The organism is Fundidesulfovibrio butyratiphilus (assembly GCF_054657235.1).
Map to the genome: position 1 here is coordinate 1,457,615 of NZ_BAAHXA010000001.1, position 18,116 is coordinate 1,475,730.

At 65.5% G+C, this 18,116-nt stretch carries 17 protein-coding genes; 14 read left to right on the top strand and 3 right to left on the bottom strand.

Annotated elements, in window-relative coordinates; genetic code table 11:
* Positions 1–103: 103 nt before the first annotated feature.
* Both ACYQ01_RS06920 and ACYQ01_RS06925 read right to left on the bottom strand, forming a co-directional pair.
* Positions 104–952 carry an HDOD domain-containing protein gene (locus ACYQ01_RS06920; protein WP_459933099.1) on the bottom strand — a complete coding sequence of 283 codons (849 nt, stop codon included), beginning with the start codon at positions 950–952 and terminating at the stop codon, positions 104–106.
* Positions 949–1,389: a chemotaxis protein CheD gene (locus tag ACYQ01_RS06925; protein WP_459933100.1), complete on the bottom strand. Its 441-nt coding sequence runs from the start codon at positions 1,387–1,389 to the stop codon at positions 949–951. Before ACYQ01_RS06925 ends, ACYQ01_RS06920 begins: the two co-directional genes overlap by 4 nt.
* A gap of 149 nt (positions 1,390–1,538) precedes the next feature.
* Here ACYQ01_RS06925 and ACYQ01_RS06930 point away from each other — a divergent pair, with 149 nt between their 5' ends.
* Positions 1,539–2,021: a CBS domain-containing protein gene (locus ACYQ01_RS06930; protein ID WP_459933101.1), complete on the top strand. Its 483-nt coding sequence runs from the start codon at positions 1,539–1,541 to the stop codon at positions 2,019–2,021.
* 265 nt (positions 2,022–2,286) lie between these two features.
* On the opposite strand, the gene ACYQ01_RS06935 is transcribed toward ACYQ01_RS06930, so the two are convergent.
* A complete protein-coding gene (locus ACYQ01_RS06935; protein WP_459933102.1) occupies positions 2,287–3,294 on the bottom strand; it encodes an HD-GYP domain-containing protein in 1,008 nt (335 codons plus the stop codon).
* Positions 3,295–3,627: 333 nt separating this feature from the next.
* Between ACYQ01_RS06935 and ACYQ01_RS06940 the strand changes: the two genes are divergently transcribed.
* Genes ACYQ01_RS06940 through ACYQ01_RS07000 form a run of 13 tightly spaced genes read left to right on the top strand, consistent with a single transcriptional unit; the run spans position 3,628 to position 18,113 of the window.
* Entirely contained in the window at positions 3,628–4,038 is a 411-nt protein-coding gene (locus ACYQ01_RS06940) for a division/cell wall cluster transcriptional repressor MraZ (RefSeq protein WP_459933103.1), read from the top strand.
* A gap of 6 nt (positions 4,039–4,044) precedes the next feature.
* Complete coding sequence (gene rsmH, locus ACYQ01_RS06945; RefSeq protein WP_459933104.1) at positions 4,045–5,016, top strand: 16S rRNA (cytosine(1402)-N(4))-methyltransferase RsmH; 972 nt, start codon at positions 4,045–4,047, stop codon at positions 5,014–5,016.
* The gene (locus ACYQ01_RS06950; protein WP_459933105.1) at positions 5,013–5,483 is read left to right on the top strand and encodes a hypothetical protein; all 471 of its coding nucleotides are present in this window, start codon (positions 5,013–5,015) and stop codon (positions 5,481–5,483) included. The genes rsmH and ACYQ01_RS06950 overlap by 4 nt, the downstream gene beginning before the upstream one ends.
* Positions 5,480–7,459, top strand: a complete 1,980-nt coding sequence (locus ACYQ01_RS06955; protein ID WP_459933106.1) for a penicillin-binding transpeptidase domain-containing protein — start codon at positions 5,480–5,482, stop codon at positions 7,457–7,459. The genes ACYQ01_RS06950 and ACYQ01_RS06955 overlap by 4 nt, the downstream gene beginning before the upstream one ends.
* Before the next feature lie 11 nt (positions 7,460–7,470).
* Positions 7,471–8,922, top strand: a complete 1,452-nt coding sequence (locus ACYQ01_RS06960; RefSeq protein WP_459933107.1) for a UDP-N-acetylmuramoyl-L-alanyl-D-glutamate--2,6-diaminopimelate ligase — start codon at positions 7,471–7,473, stop codon at positions 8,920–8,922.
* Complete coding sequence (locus ACYQ01_RS06965) at positions 8,913–10,310, top strand: UDP-N-acetylmuramoyl-tripeptide--D-alanyl-D-alanine ligase (protein ID WP_459933108.1); 1,398 nt, start codon at positions 8,913–8,915, stop codon at positions 10,308–10,310. The genes ACYQ01_RS06960 and ACYQ01_RS06965 overlap by 10 nt, the downstream gene beginning before the upstream one ends.
* Positions 10,307–11,383, top strand: coding sequence for a phospho-N-acetylmuramoyl-pentapeptide-transferase (gene mraY / locus ACYQ01_RS06970; RefSeq protein ID WP_459933109.1), 1,077 nt, complete (start codon positions 10,307–10,309; stop codon positions 11,381–11,383). Before ACYQ01_RS06965 ends, mraY begins: the two co-directional genes overlap by 4 nt.
* A 2-nt stretch (positions 11,384–11,385) precedes the next feature.
* Entirely contained in the window at positions 11,386–12,702 is a 1,317-nt protein-coding gene (murD, locus tag ACYQ01_RS06975; RefSeq protein WP_459933110.1) for a UDP-N-acetylmuramoyl-L-alanine--D-glutamate ligase, read from the top strand.
* Positions 12,699–13,823, top strand: coding sequence for a putative lipid II flippase FtsW (gene ftsW / locus ACYQ01_RS06980; protein ID WP_459933111.1), 1,125 nt, complete (start codon positions 12,699–12,701; stop codon positions 13,821–13,823). Before murD ends, ftsW begins: the two co-directional genes overlap by 4 nt.
* Positions 13,820–14,884, top strand: a complete 1,065-nt coding sequence (gene murG, locus ACYQ01_RS06985) for an undecaprenyldiphospho-muramoylpentapeptide beta-N-acetylglucosaminyltransferase (protein WP_459933112.1) — start codon at positions 13,820–13,822, stop codon at positions 14,882–14,884. The genes ftsW and murG overlap by 4 nt, the downstream gene beginning before the upstream one ends.
* A 49-nt stretch (positions 14,885–14,933) precedes the next feature.
* The gene (gene murC, locus ACYQ01_RS06990; RefSeq protein ID WP_459933899.1) at positions 14,934–16,310 is read left to right on the top strand and encodes a UDP-N-acetylmuramate--L-alanine ligase; all 1,377 of its coding nucleotides are present in this window, start codon (positions 14,934–14,936) and stop codon (positions 16,308–16,310) included.
* On the top strand, positions 16,300–17,184 hold the full coding sequence (gene murB / locus ACYQ01_RS06995; protein WP_459933113.1) for a UDP-N-acetylmuramate dehydrogenase: 885 nt from the start codon (positions 16,300–16,302) through the stop codon (positions 17,182–17,184). Before murC ends, murB begins: the two co-directional genes overlap by 11 nt.
* Positions 17,181–18,113, top strand: a complete 933-nt coding sequence (locus ACYQ01_RS07000) for a cell division protein FtsQ/DivIB (protein ID WP_459933114.1) — start codon at positions 17,181–17,183, stop codon at positions 18,111–18,113. The genes murB and ACYQ01_RS07000 overlap by 4 nt, the downstream gene beginning before the upstream one ends.
* The last annotated feature ends 3 nt before the right edge of the window (positions 18,114–18,116 follow it).

Here is an 18,116-nt window from a genome sequence, read left to right on the forward strand (position 1 = left end):
GGCGCGCTTCCGGGATGTTTCGCTCTTCTTGCCGATCCCGAGTTCCCGGCGGGTACGGCGATGACGCGCGGGCGCCATCAGACCGTTGTCGGAGGACAGGGCCTCACAGGTTCAGGAACATGGGCTCCAGTTCGGTCAAGCCGGCGATCATGCGCTCGGTGGCGGTAAACATGGCTTCCTGGGTGACGCCCAACCGTTCGAAACTCTTGTCGCACGCCACGTAGACCAATCCGTCCACCCCCAGGCCGAGACCGGCCATGCATGACAGCACATGCCCCAAATGCACGAGATCGATATCCAGGCCGGTCAGGGGAGCCGAGCAGGGATCGAGCATCCAGCGCACGCAACGCACGATCGGTTCGGGAATCTCCCAGTGTTTCAGGAGCAGGGAGCCCAACTCCGCATGGTCGATGCCCAGCACTTCGCGCTCGGCCTGTTCGAAGGGAATGTCCCGGCTGGCCGCCAGTTCGAGTATGGGCTTGGCGTCCAGTTCGAGAAATTCTCCCATGACGGTCTTGCCGATGTCGGCCAGCAGGCCCGCGGTGAACACGTGCGGCGGGGCGACCAGGCTCAGGACCGCGGCCATGGCTTCGGCCCCCACGGCCACCCCCACGGAGTGACGCAGCAGATCGCCCGGGGCCAGTCCGTACCCCTTGACCTCCCCTTTGGTCCGGGGAACCACGCCCGAGGCCAGCACCAGTTGGTAGACCCGGTTGACGCCCAGGAGAAACACCGCGTCCTGCACGGTGGTCACCCGACCGGCGGACCCGAAATAGGGAGCGTTGGCCATGCGCAGCACGTTGACCGTGATGCCGGGATCAAGTTCGATGATTTCGGCCAAGCGCCGAAAATCGGCGTCGGACTTGCCCAGGTAGGTCAAAATCCGCTGCACGGCCACGGGCATCTGGGGGAGGGCCGTGGCTTTGGCCAGTATTTCCTCGCGTGCGCTCACAGCTCCCACTCCTTTCCCTGCGAAGTGATCACCACGCGTCCCGTATCATTATAAAGATACATGGTGCGCGGAATCGACCCGCCGGTGTCTTGGGCCGCCAGGGTGACGCCGTTTTTTGCGAAAAGGTTCACCAGGGATTTGCAGTTGTGCGCCCCGGTGTCGAACGCGTTGATGATGTGCATCATGGCGGCGCATCCCGCCGCCTTGAACACCAGGTCGGCCTTGCAGGCCCCCAGGCTGATCAACCGGCGAATCATGACCGGTACGCCCAGGTTCACGTACATGTAGGGGTTTTCCACCAGGGCGGTGCGCGAGGTGGGCAGCAGACAGTGAATGAGTCCGCCAATCCCCTTTTTCGGGTCGTAGGCGGCAAGCCCCAAACAGGAGCCCAGCGAGTGCGTGACCAACACTTCGCGCGCTCTCCGGGCGATTTTCATGTCGGAGATTCCGACGGTAAGCCGAATATAGTCCACAACATCCCCGGGAAGGTCTTTTCAAGAATGCTCAAGCACTATAGGGAGAGGAACCGGTCCTGGCAACGAGGGTTCGCCGACCGCAACCGCCAAATACCGACGCGAGGGGACTCATGCTGCTTCGAGAACGCGCCTGGGACGTGATGCGCACGGACTTTCTCACCGTGCGCGAAGACATGAATCTGAGAGAGACCGCCAAGCTCCTGCTCAACGCCATGAAGGAGCAGGCGGGAGCGGCCTGCGCCGTGGTGACTTCGGCCACGGGGGAATACCGGGGCGTGGTGACGGCATGGTGGCTGCTGCTGTTCCTGGAAAAAAGCGCCCTGGAAGATTCGCTCCTGCTGTTTTCCAACCCGGAGTCCGACGACGACGCCTTTCGCGTGGTGTGCCGCAAGAGCTTTTCCCGCCTGGCCTCCGAAGTGGTGGAGCGCGACGTGCCCGTGCTGCGCCCCCAGGACACGCTCTCCATGGTGCTTGAAGCCATGCTGGCCACCAAACGGCGCTGGGCCGTGGTCATGGAAGGGGAACGGGTGCTCGGCGTGATCTCCGCCGAGGACGTTTTCCTTCAGATGGAAAGCGAAATCGTTCGGGAGTAGGAGCCGCCGGGTCGTTCGGTCGGCGGGGCGAAGTCCGTCCCGGACAGTGACGAACCGTGGCAGGGCCAAGGCGTCCGCCCCGCGAACACCCCCGCCAGACGAACGAGCCGTCCGGGCTCCTCGCATCCGGCGTGTTCGTCGCGTCCGGCGTTCAAGGCCCGGCCCCTTCCCGTGGGGGGTAAATCGCCCGCCCACGGTCGAAGCCACCGAAAACCCGCTCGCGGGGGCGCCCCGCCGCGCGGTTCTCTTTGCCCTCTTTGGTTGCCTACACCTGTCGGGTGGCCACCAGATAGTTCATGAGCTGTTTGGAAAAGCGCGTGTCGTAGTGGGCGTCCTGCCCCAGCGACGCGGCGGCGGCCTTGGGGGCCTGGGCCGGGGCGTAGGGGCGCTCCGTGATCATGGCGCAGTAGGAATCCACCACCGCCGTGAACAGGCCCGCGTCGGGAATGGTCGCGAGCTTCTGGGGATAGCCCCCGCCTCCCACGCGTTCGTGGTGATGCAGGATGCATTGCTCCACTTCGGGTATCTTCAGGTCGAGCTTGGTCAGCATCTCCACCCCGAGCAGGGGGTGCTTGACGATCTTCTGCCGCTCCTCGCTGCTGAGTTGCTGCGTCTTTTCCCGGAGAAACACGGGCAGTTTGCTCATGCCCATGTCGTGCAGGAACAGGCCCATGGCCATGCGGTCGAGGATCTGGCGTCCCTTGGCCGAGGTGCGCAGGTCTTCCGGCGCGGCCTGGAGGTAGACTTGCAGGCCAACCAGACCGCAGTTGACGCTGTGGTTGGCCAGGCTGTGCTTGGTGTGCACCCGTTTGGACACGGCCTTGGCCCGGTTGAAGTCTTCCCAGATGTACTCGGTCAACACCAGGATGTCGGCCACCAGCTTGTCGGCCACCAGTTTCACCGGCTGGTCGAGAAACTCCTCCATGCGCCGGGTGAGGGCGATCTGCAAGATGTCGGCGACCTCGGTCTCGGTGAGGTGACGATCCATGAGCACAAGGTCGAGCTGGTAGGAAATGTGCTTGACGTAGACCGAATGGTCCGCCCGGGAGACGAAGATAAGCCCCTGGGCCACCAGGCGTTCGAGCTCCTCGCTCTGCTCCTTGCTCAGGCGCTCGCCCACCCGGTAATAGGGCATGAGGCGAACCACGTCCTCCTTGAGAAGAAAAATGTTCAAAGGAGGACGAAATTTATTGAAGCTTTGAAGGATATCGGGGCTTATCTGGTAGTATTCTTCTTCCAGGCCCTCGAGGGATTCTTGCTTTTTTGGCGACATGGATGTTCCGGTCGAGGTTCTTGGGGGAGTTCTTCCACAACTATTGAATCCATAGCTTCCCCTGGTGGCACTGGCAAGAGCCACCAGGGAATTTTGTCCATCCGGGCATATTTTTTCCCTTTTTTTCCCCTGTCAAAAGGAGGCGTTCCGGACCGGAATTTTCCCCATTTCGTTGCGACGACCCTGTCCCGCGCGCCCCCCCCTTTTCCGCTTGACATGGACGGTCCTTTGCGTGACGAAGTGGAAAAATGTGGTAGAAAGTGGGATATTGTGTAGGGGGCTCCCATGTTTCGTGGGCATAGCGAGCGAAACCTCGACCCGAAGGGGCGTTTGATGCTTTCTCCCGAATTTCGGGAGGAAGTTCTCAAGGGTTCCCCCCAGGGACGGCTCGTTCTGACCACGTCTCCCGACAAGTGCGTGGCGGGCTACCCCATGCCCGAATGGGAGCGCATCGAACAAACCCTGCAACAAGGCAACATGTTGGACACGCGATTTCGCAACATTCAGCGCCTTCTGCTCTCGGGAGCCGAAGACGTGACCATAGACAAGCAGGGCCGCATCCTGGTGCCGCCCTCCCTGCGCAATTACGCCAGACTCGACCGCGACGTGATCGTGGCCGGCGTGGGCATCAAATTCGAGCTGTGGGACAAGGAGACGTTCGAGGCGAGGCGCCGGGCCACAGAGGAAACCTTTGACGCAGACATGGCCGCGCTGGGACGCGACGGCTTCGTGCTGCAACTGTAGGGCCGCGTGGGACCGGACCCGCGCCACCTCTCCGTCATGGTCAGGGAGGTGTGCGAACTGCTGGACGTACGCCCGGGCTGGCGCGTGCTCGACGCCACCGTGGGGCTGGGCGGGCACAGCCTGCGCATTCTTGACGCCTCGGGGGGAGACGTGGAGCTTCTGGGACTCGACCGAGACGAAACCGCCATCGCCAGAGCGGGTGAGACCCTGGCTCCCCACGGGGACCGGGTTCATCTGCGACGCATGCGGTTTTCGCGTTTTCCCGAGGCCCTGGCCGAGTTGGGCTGGCAAAGCGTCGACGCCATGCTGGTCGACCTGGGCGTAAGCTCGCCCCAGCTCGACGAAGCCGAACGGGGCTTCAGCTTTCTGGCCGACGGCCCGCTGGACATGCGCATGAGCCGCGCCGACGGGTTGGAGCCGGCCTCCAATCTGGTGAACAAGTTGGCGTTCGAACGGTTGCGCGACATCATCCGCGACCTGGGCGAAGAACCCCAGGCCGGGCGCATCGCCCGGGCCATCGAGTCCGCCCGGGCCAAGAGCCCCATCGAGTCCACCAAGGAGCTGGCCGATCTGGTGGAGCGGGCCTACCCGCCCAAATGGCGGGCCACCGCGCGCAACCATCCGGCCACGCGCACCTTTCAGGCCCTGCGCATGGCCGTGAACCGGGAACTCGAGGAACTGGCGGAATTTCTCGATCTGGCGCCGGCCTACCTCGCTCCTGGGGGACGCATGGCGGTCATTTCCTTCCACTCGCTGGAAGACCGCATGGTGAAACACGCGTTTCGCACCGAGGCGGCCTCATGCGTATGCCCGCCCAGGCAGCCGCTGTGCACCTGCGGCCACAAGGCCAGACTGCGCATTTTGACCAAAAAGCCCCTGGTGGCCGGCCCGGAGGAAGTGGCGGCCAACCCCAGGGCGCGGAGCGCGAAACTGCGCGCGGCCCTGCGTCTGCCGCTTGGCGAGGGGGACGAGACGTGAAGCGTGTCAGCAAGGAATGGGCGCTTTCCATGGTGTTCAGCCTGGTCTGCTTTCTGGCGCTGGGCTTGGCCCTGACCTGGGTGAACATCGAACGGGTGGACATGGCCTACGAATTGCGACGGCTCCAGACCGAGATCGACGCGCAGGAGGCGCTTATCTCCAAGCTCGAGGTGGAGCGCAACACCCTGCTCACTCCCGAGCGCATGCGCATGCTGGCCCGTGACTACGGCCTGTGCCAGGCCCGCCCGGGACAGATCCGGCGACTTTCCGAGACCGGCGAGGAACTGGCTTCCCCGGTGCTCAAGGCGGCCCAGAATATTCCGGAAAAAGGCAAGAAATGTCCGCCCATCAAGTTTGAAAAGTCGGACAAGGCCAAGGATCCGGGGAAAAAGACCAAGAAGTCCAAGAAGGACGATTCGAAACGCACCGCGCGGGAAAAACGCGCGGACGGGAAAAACCCCGCATGAGCAGAGGGCAGAAACAGATTCGCGACTACAGCCGGATGCGCCTGATCCTGGTGGGCGGGCTGTTTTTTCTGCTGTGGTCGTGCCTGTGGGTGCGGGCGGGATTTCTGCAGATCGTGCAGGGTCCGGCTCTCGCGGAGCAGGCTCTGCGCCAGCACTTGGCCTCGGAGTACGACCGGGGCCGGCGGGGGGGGATTGTCGACCGCAACGGCCAGAGTCTGGCCATGTCGGTGGAGTTCACCGCGGTTTCGGCCCAGCCCAAAGACATTCGCAACGTAAACGAGACCGCCGACCAGTTGTCCCGGATACTCGGCCAACCCCGGCGCACGATCCTGCGCAAGCTGCAAAGCCACGCCAATTTCGTGTACCTGGCGCGCAAGGTCAACGACAAGGCCGCCGCCCAGATCAAGGCCGCGGGCCTGCCCGGCGTCTCGCTTTCCACGGAGTACGGCCGATCCTATCCCAACAAGCATATGGCCGGACAGCTTTTGGGATTCGTGGGCTACGACGACCAGGGACTCGAAGGGTTGGAAAAGTCCTTCGACTCGGTTCTGGCCGGCAAGCGGGCCAAGTACGTGGTGCAGCGCGACGCCTCCGGGAGACGCCTCTACCTGGACGCCCAGGGCCGCGAGATGGTCAACACCGACGGCGGCGACGTCAAGCTCACCATCGACTCGCAGATCCAGTTTTTCGCCGAGGAAGCCCTGGCCAAGGCCGTGACGGAAAACCACGCCAAGGCCGGCGTATGCATCGTGGTACACGTCAAGAGCGCCGAGATTCTGGCCTGGGCCAACTATCCCTTTTTCAATCCCAACGGGGGCGACAACGCCGACCCGAAGGCCGCCCGCAACCGGCTGGCGCTCGACGTGCTGGAGCCCGGCTCCACCATGAAGCCCATTCTCGTGGCCGCGGCCCTGCAAGAAAAGGTGGTGCGTCCCGACACCCTGTACAACTGCGAAAAGGGGCGCTGGAACTTTCAGCACATCGCGGTCATAAACGACACCCACCCCTACGACATGCTGCCGGTGAACAAGATCCTGCGCTGGTCCTCCAACATCGGGGCGGCCAAGATCGGGCTCGACCTGGGCGCGCGCAAACTCAACGCCTATTTCCAGAAGGTGGGTTTCGGGGAACGCACCGGCCTGCCCCTGCCGGGCGAGGCCAAGGGCCTTTTGCGGCCGGTTTCGGCCTGGAGCAAACTCGATCTGGCCACCAACTCCTTTGGCCAGGGCATCGGCGTGACCCCCATCCAACTGGCCGAGGCCTTTCACGTCATCGCCAACGGCGGCGTGAAAAAGCCCCTGCGCCTGGTGATCGAGCCGCCCCAGGAAAACGCCTCGGCTCCCGAAGTGCGGGTTTTCGACGCCCAGGTGGCCAGAAACGTGCAACTCATGATGCGCGAAGTGGTGGAAGAGGAAAAGGGCACCGGCGTCAAGGCCCACATCGACGGCCTGGAACTCGGCGGAAAGACCGGCACGGCCCAGAAGGCCAAGCCCACGGGCGGCTACGGCAACAAGTATCTGGCCAATTTCGTGGGATTTATTCCGGCCGTGGACCCGGAATACATCATTTTGGTCATGGTGGACGAACCCGAGCCGAGCCACTACGGCGGCGTGGTCGCCGCTCCGGCCGTGCGCGAGGTGGCGCTCAAGTCGCTTTCGTACCTGGGACGCCTGCCCGAAACCGTGAAGCTTGCCGAGGAACGTCGGCCCGAACCGCCCCAGGTGCCAGCCTCCGAAGTGTCGGAAGGCATGGGCGTGGCGTTCCCGCCCACGAACCTTGCCGCCAACAGCGCCGAAGTGCCCAATCTGGTGGGCCTGCCCCTGCGCAAGGCCGTGGAGATCCTGGCGGGCAAGGGTGTGGTGCCCTCGCTCAAGGGAACCGGCCTGGTGGTGGGCAAGCAAGCCCCCCCGGCCGGGTCGAACTGGAGCGACGCCGACAAGGCGGCTTTCACCCTGTGGCTCTCCAAGGCGTCATAAGGACCATGGCGATGCAGCATACCACCCGGGATTGGACCACGCTCAAGCGCCTCGTGCGGGAAGGCTTGCCCGTGCGCGACGACTCGCGCCGGGTGCAGCCGGGCGACGTGTTCGTGGCCGTGTCCGGGCCCAGCGCCGATGGCGCGCGCTTCATTCCCCAGGCCCTGGAAAAGGGAGCGGCCTGGGTGGTGGCCCAGTCGGACGCGGACTGGCCCGCCCGGACCCAAGCCGCCCTGGTGGTGCGCCCGGACACGCGCCAGGCCCTGGGCGAACTGGCCGAATCGTCCTTTGGTACGGACCGGTCCGGATTTCTGCTGGCCGGCGTCACGGGCACCAACGGCAAGACCACCATCACCTACCTGGTGGAACACATCCTGGCGCGAGCCGGACTGCCGGTCGGCGTGATCGGTACGGTGGAATACCGCTGGCGGGGCCAAACCCGCCCGGCGGTGAACACCACGCCCGGATGCCTGACCCTGCACGCCCTGCTGGCCGACATGGCCGGAGACGGATGCGCCGGAGCCGTGATGGAGGTCTCCAGCCACGCCCTGGACCAGGACCGCGTGGCCGGCCTGGCCTTCGACGCCGCCGCCCTGACCAACGTCACCCAGGACCACCTGGACTACCACCGGGACATGGAGTCCTATTTCCAGGCCAAACGCCGTCTGTTCACCACCTTCCTGCGCGACCCGGCCAAGGCGGTGCTCAATTTCGACGACGCCTGCGGACGCAGGCTGCTCCAGGAATTTCCCCAGGCCGTGGGCTACGGCCTGACCCCCTACGAAGGTCCCGGCCGCAAACTCACGGCCACGGTTCGCTCCTCCACGGGCCGGGGGCTCTCCATGGAGATGACGTTCGCGGGCGAAACATGGCGCATGGCCTCGCCGCTCGTGGGGGCGTTCAACGCCTCCAACCTGCTGGCCGCCCAGGGTCTGGCCCTGGCGCTCGGCCTGCCGACGTCGGCCCTGGGCAGCCTGGCCGACTGCGCCGGAGCTCCCGGTCGGCTCGAACGCGTGGACAACACCCAAGGCCTCAACGTGTTCGTGGACTACGCCCACACCCCCGACGCCCTGGACAACGTGCTCCGCGTGTTGCGCGGGCTCGACTTCGAACGGGTGATCGCGGTGTTCGGCTGCGGCGGCGACCGCGACCGGACGAAACGTCCGCTCATGGCCCGGGCCGTGGCCCAATGGGCCGATGTGGCCGTGCTCACCTCCGACAATCCTCGTCACGAGGATCCACAGGCCATCATCGACGACGCCCTGCCCGGCCTCGCCGGCGCACGCCGGACCCTGACCCTGGTCGACCGGCGCGAGGCCATCGCCCAAGCCCTCGAAATGGCCACGCCGCGCGACGCCGTGCTCATCGCGGGCAAGGGACACGAGGACTACCAAGACATATGCGGCGTGAAGCACCCCTTTCACGACGCGAGCATTGTGAGGGAGATATTGGGATGCGCATGACCATCTCGGAGATCAAAGCCGCCGTGCAGGCCACCGGCAACATCCGCGCCCACGCCGCCCGCGAGGTGACGTCGGTCAGCGTGGACAGCCGCAAGGTGGTCCCCGGCGGACTGTTCGTCTGCCTGCCCGGAACCAGAGTCGACGGACACGACTTCGCGGCCAAGGCCGTGGACGCCGGGGCCGTGGCCGTGCTGGCGGCGCGCGAACTGCCCGAGGTGGCCACCCGCGCCGCGGTCCTGGTGGTTCCCGACGTGCTCAAGGCCCTGGGCCGGTTGGCCCGCTACTGGCGGGTGCGGGCCGGCGGTTCGGTGGCGGCTATTTCCGGCTCCGTGGGCAAGACCACCGTGAAGGAATTCGTGGCCTCCATCGTGGGCCAGATCGGCCCGGTGATGAAAAACCCCGGCAATTTCAACAACCAGTTGGGCCTTCCCCTGTCCGTGCTTTCCGCCAGCGAGGACCAGCGCATCTGGATCTTCGAAGTGGGCGTGAGCAAGCCCGGCGACATGGACGAACTGGCCGACATCTGCATGCCCGACGTGGCCCTGGTGCACAACGTGGGCCCCGCGCACCTCGAAGGACTGGGAGACGTGGCCGGCGTGGCCCGAGCCAAAGCCAGACTGTTCGGCTCCCTGCGCAGAAGCGGCTGGGGCCTGGCCAACATGGATTATCCGGAATTGTGGGACGCTGCCGGGGAAACCTTTCCCGACGTGCGCGGCCTTTCCACCAAGGTGCGCGCCGTGCCCTACTACGCCACCTACGTCGGCCCGGACGACAAGGGCGGCGAACGCTTCCGCCTGATCCTCGAAGGCGACGTCTTCGAGGCGCGCCTGCCCTTTCGCGGACCGCACATGCTGGAGAACGTGCTGGCCTCGGCGGCCATGAGCCGAATTCTGGGAGCTTCCGACAAGCAGATCGTTTCCGGATTGGCCAACGCCTCCCTGCCCGTACAGCGCTATACCTGTCGCGTCTGCGGCGGCTGGACCGTCATCGACGACACCTACAACGCCAACCCCCTGTCCATGACCCGCGCCATCGAGTCGGCCAGGGCCCAAAGCCTGGGAGCGCCCCTGGTGCTGGTGCTTGGCGAAATGGGCGAACTGGGCGCCTACAGCGCCCTGGCCCACGAGGAACTGGGACGCACCGTGGCCGGCAGCGGAGCCGTTGCCGTGTTCTACAAGGGCGCCCAGGCCGGACGTCTGGAAAAAGGCCTCGGCCAGGCCGGCTTTAGCGGCACCTTCGCCAGGATCGCCACTCCCGAGGCGTTTCTGTCCGAGTTCGAGAGGCTTGGCCTTTCGGGCGGCACGATCCTCTTCAAGGGGTCGCGCTCCCAAGGCATGGAACAGTTCGCACACGCCTTCATGGCCGCCCAGGCCGGGAACGTCCAGTGATCTACCACCTGCTCGTGCCTCTCGCCAGCCAGATGGCGGCCTTCAACGTCTTCCGGTACATCACGTTCCGGGCCATCTACGCGTTCGCCACGGCCCTGGTGGTGGCCATCGTGTTCGGTCCCAGGGTCATCGCCTGGCTGACCAAGGTCAAGTGCGGCCAGTACATCCACGAGGACGTCAAGGCCCATCAATGCAAGGCCGGCACCCCCACCATGGGCGGACTGCTCATGGCCGCGGCCATCGGCGCGGGCGTGCTGCTCTGGGCCGACCTGACCAACCTCTATATATGGATGAGTCTGCTGGTCTTCACCGGATTCGGTCTGCTGGGATTGGCCGACGACTACATCAAGGTCGTGCGCAAGCACAACAAGGGCCTGTCGGCCCGAGCCAAACTGGCCGGACAGATCGCCATCGCCTCGGTGTCGGTGTTCATCCTCATGCTCGACCCCGAATATTCCACCAAACTGGCCGTGCCGTTCTTGAAGAACATCCAGCCGGACCTGGGCTGGTTCTACCTGCCGTTTGCCGTCCTGGTGGTGGTGAGCTCCTCCAACGCCGTCAACCTGACCGACGGGCTCGACGGCTTGGCCATCGGTCCGGTGGTGGTGACCGCGGGCATGTTCTCGCTCTTCGTGTACGTGGCCGGGCACGCCCAAATCGCCCGCTACCTGCAGGTGACGCCCGTGGTGGGCGTGGGCGAGGTCACGGTGTTCTGCGCGGCCATCGCCGGCGCGGGGCTCGGATTTCTCTGGTTCAACGCCTACCCGGCCCAGGTGTTCATGGGCGACGTGGGCTCGCTGTCGCTTGGCGGCGCGGTGGGATTCGTGGCCGTCTTGTGCAAGCAGGAACTCCTGCTCATGATCGTGGGCGGCGTGTTCGTGCTGGAAACCCTCTCGGTCATCCTACAGGTGGGCTACTTCAAGTTCACGGGAGGCAAGCGGTTTTTCCGCATGGCCCCGCTGCATCACCATTTCGAACTCAAGGGCGTACCGGAATCGAAGATCATCATCCGATTCTGGATTCTCTCCATTCTTTTGGCCCTGGTGGCCCTGAGCACGCTCAAATTGAGGTAAGCATGCGCCCGCTATTGCATGACAAACAACTGGCCGGACAGACGGCCGTGGTGGTGGGGGCCGGCGCTTCGGGCGTGGCCGCCGCGCGCCTGCTCCACGCCCTGGGAGCCAAAACGCGCCTGCTGGACAGAAACCGGGACGCCCTGTCCCCGGCCGTCCGGGACGAGTTGGCCGACATGGGCGTGTCCCTGGACTTCGGCCCGCACACCGAAAGCATGTTCGCCGGGGCCGACATGGTGGTGCCCTCTCCGGGCGTGCCCGTGGCCAAGCTGGCCGGCTTTCTGGCGGCCTGCCCCCACGCCCAGGTGGTTTCGGAACTCGAACTGGCCAGTTGGTTCGTCACCGAGCCCATGGTGGCCGTGACCGGCACCAACGGCAAGACGACCACCACCACCCTCGTGGGCGAAATGCTCAAAAGCGCCGGCCGCCGGGTGTTCGTGGGCGGCAATATCGGCACGCCCCTTTCGCGGTACCTGCTAGGCGACCAGGAGGCGGACGTGGTGGTGCTGGAAGTGTCGAGCTTTCAGTTGCAAAACGTGAAGAGCTTTCGGCCCAAGGTCGGCGTGCTGCTCAACTTTTCGCCCAACCACCTGGATTACCACGCGGACCTGGCCGAATACCTGGACGCAAAGCTGAACCTGTTCGCGCGCATGACCTCCGACGACCTGGCCATCGTGCCCCTGGAGATGAAGCCCATTCTCGAAACCCGCGCCTTCACCAAGGCCCGCACCGTATATTTCGCGCCCAGCCGGCGTTTTCCCGACAACCACCTGCCCGGGGCGCACAATCTGGCCAACATGGAAGCCGCCTGGCTGGCCTGCAAGGCCATGGGCGTGACCGAGGACCAGGCCCGCCGGGCCGTGGCCGACTTCAAACCCCTGGCGCACCGCATCGAAAGCCTGGGCGAAAAGGGCGGCGTGCTCTTCGTGGACGACTCCAAGGCCACCACCGTGGACGCCATGCGCGCGGCCATCGAAAGCCAGGACCGTCCCATCCGGTTGCTGGCCGGCGGCGTGTTCAAGGGCGGAGACTTGGCCTCGCTGACCGATCTGCTGCGCTCCAAGGTCCGCCAGGTGGGACTTTTCGGAGCCAACCGGGAAATTTTCCAGGCGGCCTGGACCGGCAAAGTGGACCTCTTCTGGGAACCCACCCTGGAAGCCGCCGTGACCAGGCTCTATCGCCAGGCCGATGCCGGAGACGTGATCCTGCTCTCGCCGGCCACGGCCAGTTTCGACCTGTACGCCGACTACAAGGCCAGGGGCGCTGATTTCGCCCGCATCATGGCCCAACTGCCCGGCGAACGCGAGGCCAGACAATGATCAAGAAGGACGCCAACTTCGTCATCGCCCCCAAGCACGGCGTGGACTGGTGGCTGGCCGCGGCCGCCATCGCCCTGGCCGCGCTCGGGGTCATCATGGTGTTGTCGGCTTCCGGGGTCATGGCCGAGCGCGTGATGCACAACAAGCTCTATTTTTTCAAAAAGCAGGCCCTGTTCCTGTGCGTGGGCATCGTGCTCATGCTCGCGGTGAGCCGCATCCCGAGAAAGCTGCTCTATGGGCCGGTGTACGTCTATATCGGCTTCATTCTCGTGCTGCTGACGGCCACGCTCATTCCGCCCTTTTCGGTCAAGGCCGGCGGCGCCAGGCGGTGGATGCACCTGGGGCCCGTGCTCATCCAGCCCATGGAGCTGGCCAAGGTGGTGCTGGTGTTCTACCTGGCCTACTTCTATTCCAGCAAGCAGGCCCTGGTGAAGTCGTTTAGCGTGGGCTTCATCCCTCCGGTCGTCGTCACCCTAATCCTGGCCGCCGTGCTGCTCATTCAGCCCGACTTCGGCGGGGCAGTGTTCCTGGGCATGCTCTTTTTCTTCATGAGCCTGGTTGGCGGCACGCGCATCATCTACCTGGCCGTGGCCGGACTCATCGGAGCCGGAGCCATGGCCCTGCTCGTGGTCAGTTCGCCCTACCGGTTCAAGCGCTGGTTCGCCTTTCTCGACCCCTTCCAGGACCCGCAGGGCACAGGCTACCAGTTGGTGCAGTCGTTCTACGCCTTCGGCTCGGGCCAGATCACGGGCGTGGGATTCGGCGCGGGCAAGCAGAAACTCTTCTACCTGCCGGAAGCCCACAACGACTTCATCATGGCCGTCATCGGCGAGGAACTGGGGTTCATCGGCGTCTCGGTGGTGCTGCTCATCGTGGGCGTCATCATGTGGCGGGCCTGGCGCGTGGCCCTGGCCCAGCCGGATCTGCGCGACCGTTTCACCGCCTACGGCATGGCCCTGGTGCTGGGCATCGGGTTCCTGCTCAATCTGGCGGTGGTCACGGGCTGCGTGCCGCCCAAGGGCGTGGCCATGCCGTTTCTCTCCTACGGCGGCTCCAACATGCTGGCCTGCTTTCTGTGCGTGGGCGTCCTGCTCAACCTCTCCAGGAGCAACAGCGCATGAAGCGGGCCATGCTGACCACCGGTGGCACGGGAGGCCACATCTTTCCCGCCCTGGCCGTGGCGGAGGCGTTGCGGGCCGCGCATCCGGGCGTTGAAGTGCGCTTCGTGGGCGGACAGGGACCCGAGGGCGACATGGCCCGCTCGGCTGGTTTGACATTTTACGCCCTGCCGGTGCGCGGGGTGCTGGGCCGGGGCTGGCGGGCCGTGGGCGCCACGTTGCGCCTGGCCGTGGGCCTGGTCAGGGCCGTGGGCCTGGTCCGCGCCTTCAAGCCCCAGGTGGTGGCCGGCTTCGGCGGATACGCCGGATTCTGCCCGGTTCTGGCGGCGAAACTGTGCGGCATCCCCACCGTGGTGCACGAGCAAAACAGCGTTCCCGGAGCGGCCAACCGCATCCTGGCGCGCGTGGCGAACAGGGTGTTGACGACATACCCGGACGTGTCGGGGGCGTTTTCCAAGGACAAGGTGCTCGTCACGGGCAACCCGATCCGGCCTGAAATCGCCGCCGTGGACAAGACAGCATCCTCGCGGGTGGTGCCAAGAAGGGTGCTGGTCTTGGGAGGCAGCCAGGGGGCCAGGGCCGTAAACCGCGTGGTGACGCGGGCCTGGCCCCGGCTGGCCGCCGCAGGCATGAGCCTGTGGCACCAGACCGGCAAGGCCGACCTGGAAACCACTCGCGCCGCATACGCGGGACACGAAGGTGTCCGGGTGGAGCCCTTCATCCACGACATGGCCGCGGCCTACGCCTGGGCCGATCTGGTGATCGCCCGGGCCGGAGCCACCACTCTGGCCGAAGTGGCCGCGGTAGGTCTGCCTTCCGTGCTGATCCCGTTTCCTTTCGCCACGGCCGACCATCAGAGCGTGAACGCCTCGTACCTGGCCAAGGCCGGGGCCGCGGTGGTGATGAAAGAAAAGGACGCCGACCCGGACCTGCTGGCCCGGACGGTGCTGGAAATATTTGGCGACGAGTCCCGGCTCGCGGCCATGGGTCGGGCGGCCAAGCGCCTGGCCAGGCCGGACGCGGCGGCGGCCATCGCCCGCGAACTCGAACGATTGGCACGATAAGGAAACGACCGTGGGCGACCAGGAAAGACAACTCCATGCTGCGCGGGGCATGCGCTCCCAGGTGCACAGAATCCACATGGTGGGTATTGGCGGTTCGGGCATGAGCGGCATCGCCGAGGTGCTACTGAACCTCGGCTATCAGGTGACCGGTTCGGACATGTCCCAGTCGCCGGTGGTCAAGCGTCTCATGCGGCTGGGGGCCACCATCTACATCGGCCACGGCCGCGAGAACCTGGGCCAGGCCGACGTGCTGGTCAAATCCACGGCCATCGGCGAGGAGAACCCGGAGGTGGAGGAGGCTCGCTCCCGCGGCATTCCGGTGATCCCCCGGGCCGAGATGCTGGCCGAACTCATGCGCCTGCGCGCCGGGGTGGCCGTGGCCGGCACGCACGGCAAGACCACCACCACCTCGCTTCTGGCCCACATTTTCGGCGAGGCCGGTCTCGACCCCACGGTCATCATCGGCGGCCGGCTCAACGCCATGGGCACGGGCGCGCGCCTGGGCGAGGGCCAGTACCTCATCGCCGAGGCCGACGAATCCGACGGATCGTTTCTGTGCCTGTCGCCGGTGATCACGGTGGTGACCAACGTGGACGCCGACCACCTGGACTTCTATCCCGACCTGGACGCCATCGACGCGAGCTTCATCAAGTTCTGCAACTCGGTGCCCTTCTACGGGGCCAACGTGGTCTGCCTGGACGATCCCGGCGTGTCCCGCATTGTTTCGCGCATCAACCGCCCGGTGCTCACCTACGGCCTCACCGCGCCCAAGGCCCGGCTCAAGGGCGTGGTGAAGAAATCCGGCGAAACCTCGGTGTTCGACGTGCTGCTGGACGGCCAGTTCTGGGCCGAGGTGACGCTCAACCATCCGGGCCGCCACAACGTGCAAAACGCCCTGGGCGCCATCGGCGTGGCCCTTGAAGCCGGTCTGCCCAAGGACGCGGTTCTGCGCGGACTGGCCGGATTCGGCGGCGTGGGCCGGCGCTTCGAACGCAAGGGCGAAGCCGGCGGCGTGCTGGTGGTGGACGACTACGGACACCACCCGGCCGAGATCAAGGCCACCCTGGCCACGGCCAAGGCCTGCTATCCCGACCGGCGGCTGGTGGTGCTTTTCCAGCCCCACCGTTTCAGCCGCACCCAGGCCCTGTTCGGCGATTTCTGCAAGACTTTCGACGACGTGGACGACCTGGTGCTCACCGAGATCTATCCCGCCTCGGAAAAGCCCATTCCCGGCGTGTCCGGCCAGAGCCTGGCCCAGGGCATCCGCCAGGTGTCCCAGACGCGGGTGACGTTCGTGCCGGATTTCGAGGCCGCCTACCACGCCCTTGCGGCCATGCTGCGTCCGGGCGACCTGCTCTTGACGCTTGGCGCGGGCAACGTCTGGCAGGTGGGCGCGCGCTACCTGGAGGGGGCCCATGGCGCTTAAGGTTCTGCCCGGTCCCAAGCTTTCCGAGCGCACCACCCTGCGCCTGGGAGGGCGCGTCCAAGGCGAGATCGTCGTGACTTCGCCCGAGGACGCCGCCGGACTGGACCACGCCTTGCCCAAGGTCGCCTCGCGCGCCCTTATGCTCGGCTGGGGCAGCAATCTGCTGGCCGCCGACCGCGACCTGGACCTGGCTCTGGTCACCCTGCCTGGCGCGATGTCGCCGGAGGTGGTCCGCCGGGAAGGCGACGCGGCCATCGTGCGCATCGGAGGCGGCTTCCTGCTGCCCAAGCTCATCAATTGGGCCGGGGCGCACGGGCTTTCGGGCTTGGAAAACCTGACCGGCATTCCCGGCTCCGTGGGCGGGGCCGTGGCCATGAACGCCGGTTCCTACGGCACGCAGACCGCGGACGTGCTGGAGCGGGTGCGGGTGTGGTCCGCCGACGGCGGCGTAACCTGGCTTGCCCCCGACCAGTGGAAAGCCGGGTATCGCAGCTTTACTCCGGTGGGACCAAGCATCCCCTGGCTGGTCCTGGAGGCCGAATACCGCCTTGCCAGCGGCGCTTCCCAGGCCATCGCCCAGGCCTGCCGCGAGGTCATGGCCAAGAAGAAGGCCACCCAGCCGGTGAACGCCGCCACCTGCGGCTGCGCGTTCAAAAATCCCGAGGGGGATTCGGCCGGGCGTATGCTCGACCTGTGCGGTTTCAAGGGCAAAAGCGTGGGGGGAATGGCGTTTTCCACCCTGCACGCCAATTTTCTGGTCAATCTGGGAGCGGGAACCTCCGACGCGGCGCTGGAGCTTTTGGCCCGGGCCCGGGAGGCGGTCAAGTCCAGGTTCGGCGTGGAGCTGGAGCTGGAAGTGAGGACCATCGCATGAAAATACCTGATCGCGGGGCTTCACGCCTGGGCCTGGGCGCGGCCAAGGGCCGCAACGCCCACAGCTACGGGGCGGTCAGCCGCGAAAAACGGGCCAGACAGACGGCGGCCCGCACGGCCGCGCGGGAAAGCCGTCTGCCCCTGGTGCGAGCCAGGGTCAATCGCAGTCGCTCGCCGCGCACCTCGGCGGGCAAGCTTACGGTTTTCGGCCTGATCTCACGTCTGTTCACGCTCATGATCGTGTGCGTGGGCCTGGTGGCGGTGTCGGTGGGACTTTTGGCAGGGTATCGCTGGATGACCACCCTCAACTACTTTTCCATCAAGGACGTGCAGGTCGCGGGTCTCAACCGTATGTCGCGCGAGGACCTTCTGGCCCAGGCGGAAGTGACTCCGGGCATGAACCTCCTGGCCGTGAACATGGAGTCGGTGGAGTCGCAGCTCACGCGCAACCCGTGGATAGAGTCCGCGTCGGTGACCAGAGTGTTGCCGGACACCCTCAAAATCCGCGTGGTGGAACGCGACCCCTCGTACCTGGTGCAGTACGAGGACAAGCTCTGCTACGCCGACGGCGAAGGACGCATCATCGACACGGTGCGGCCGGACAAATTCGTGTCTCTGCCCCAGGTGGAGGTGGAAGCCGGCATGGAGCGTCACCTCGGCTTGTTGGAAGCCCTGCGCAAGGATCTGGCCCAGGGGAAGGCCCCCTTCGGCATGGAACAGGTGGCCTGGATCAGACTCTCCTGGCGCTATGGGCTCGAAATCCGTCTCCTGGACCGCAACGTGCTGTTGTGCGTCGGGGTGGACAACTGGAAACAAAACATGACGCACATCAATCTGGTTTGGGCCAACCTGGCCAAGAGAGGGGAACTCGACCAGGCGGCCATCATCTCGGCCCAAAGCCGGAAAGTCTGGGTGGAAAAGCGCGTTTAGTCA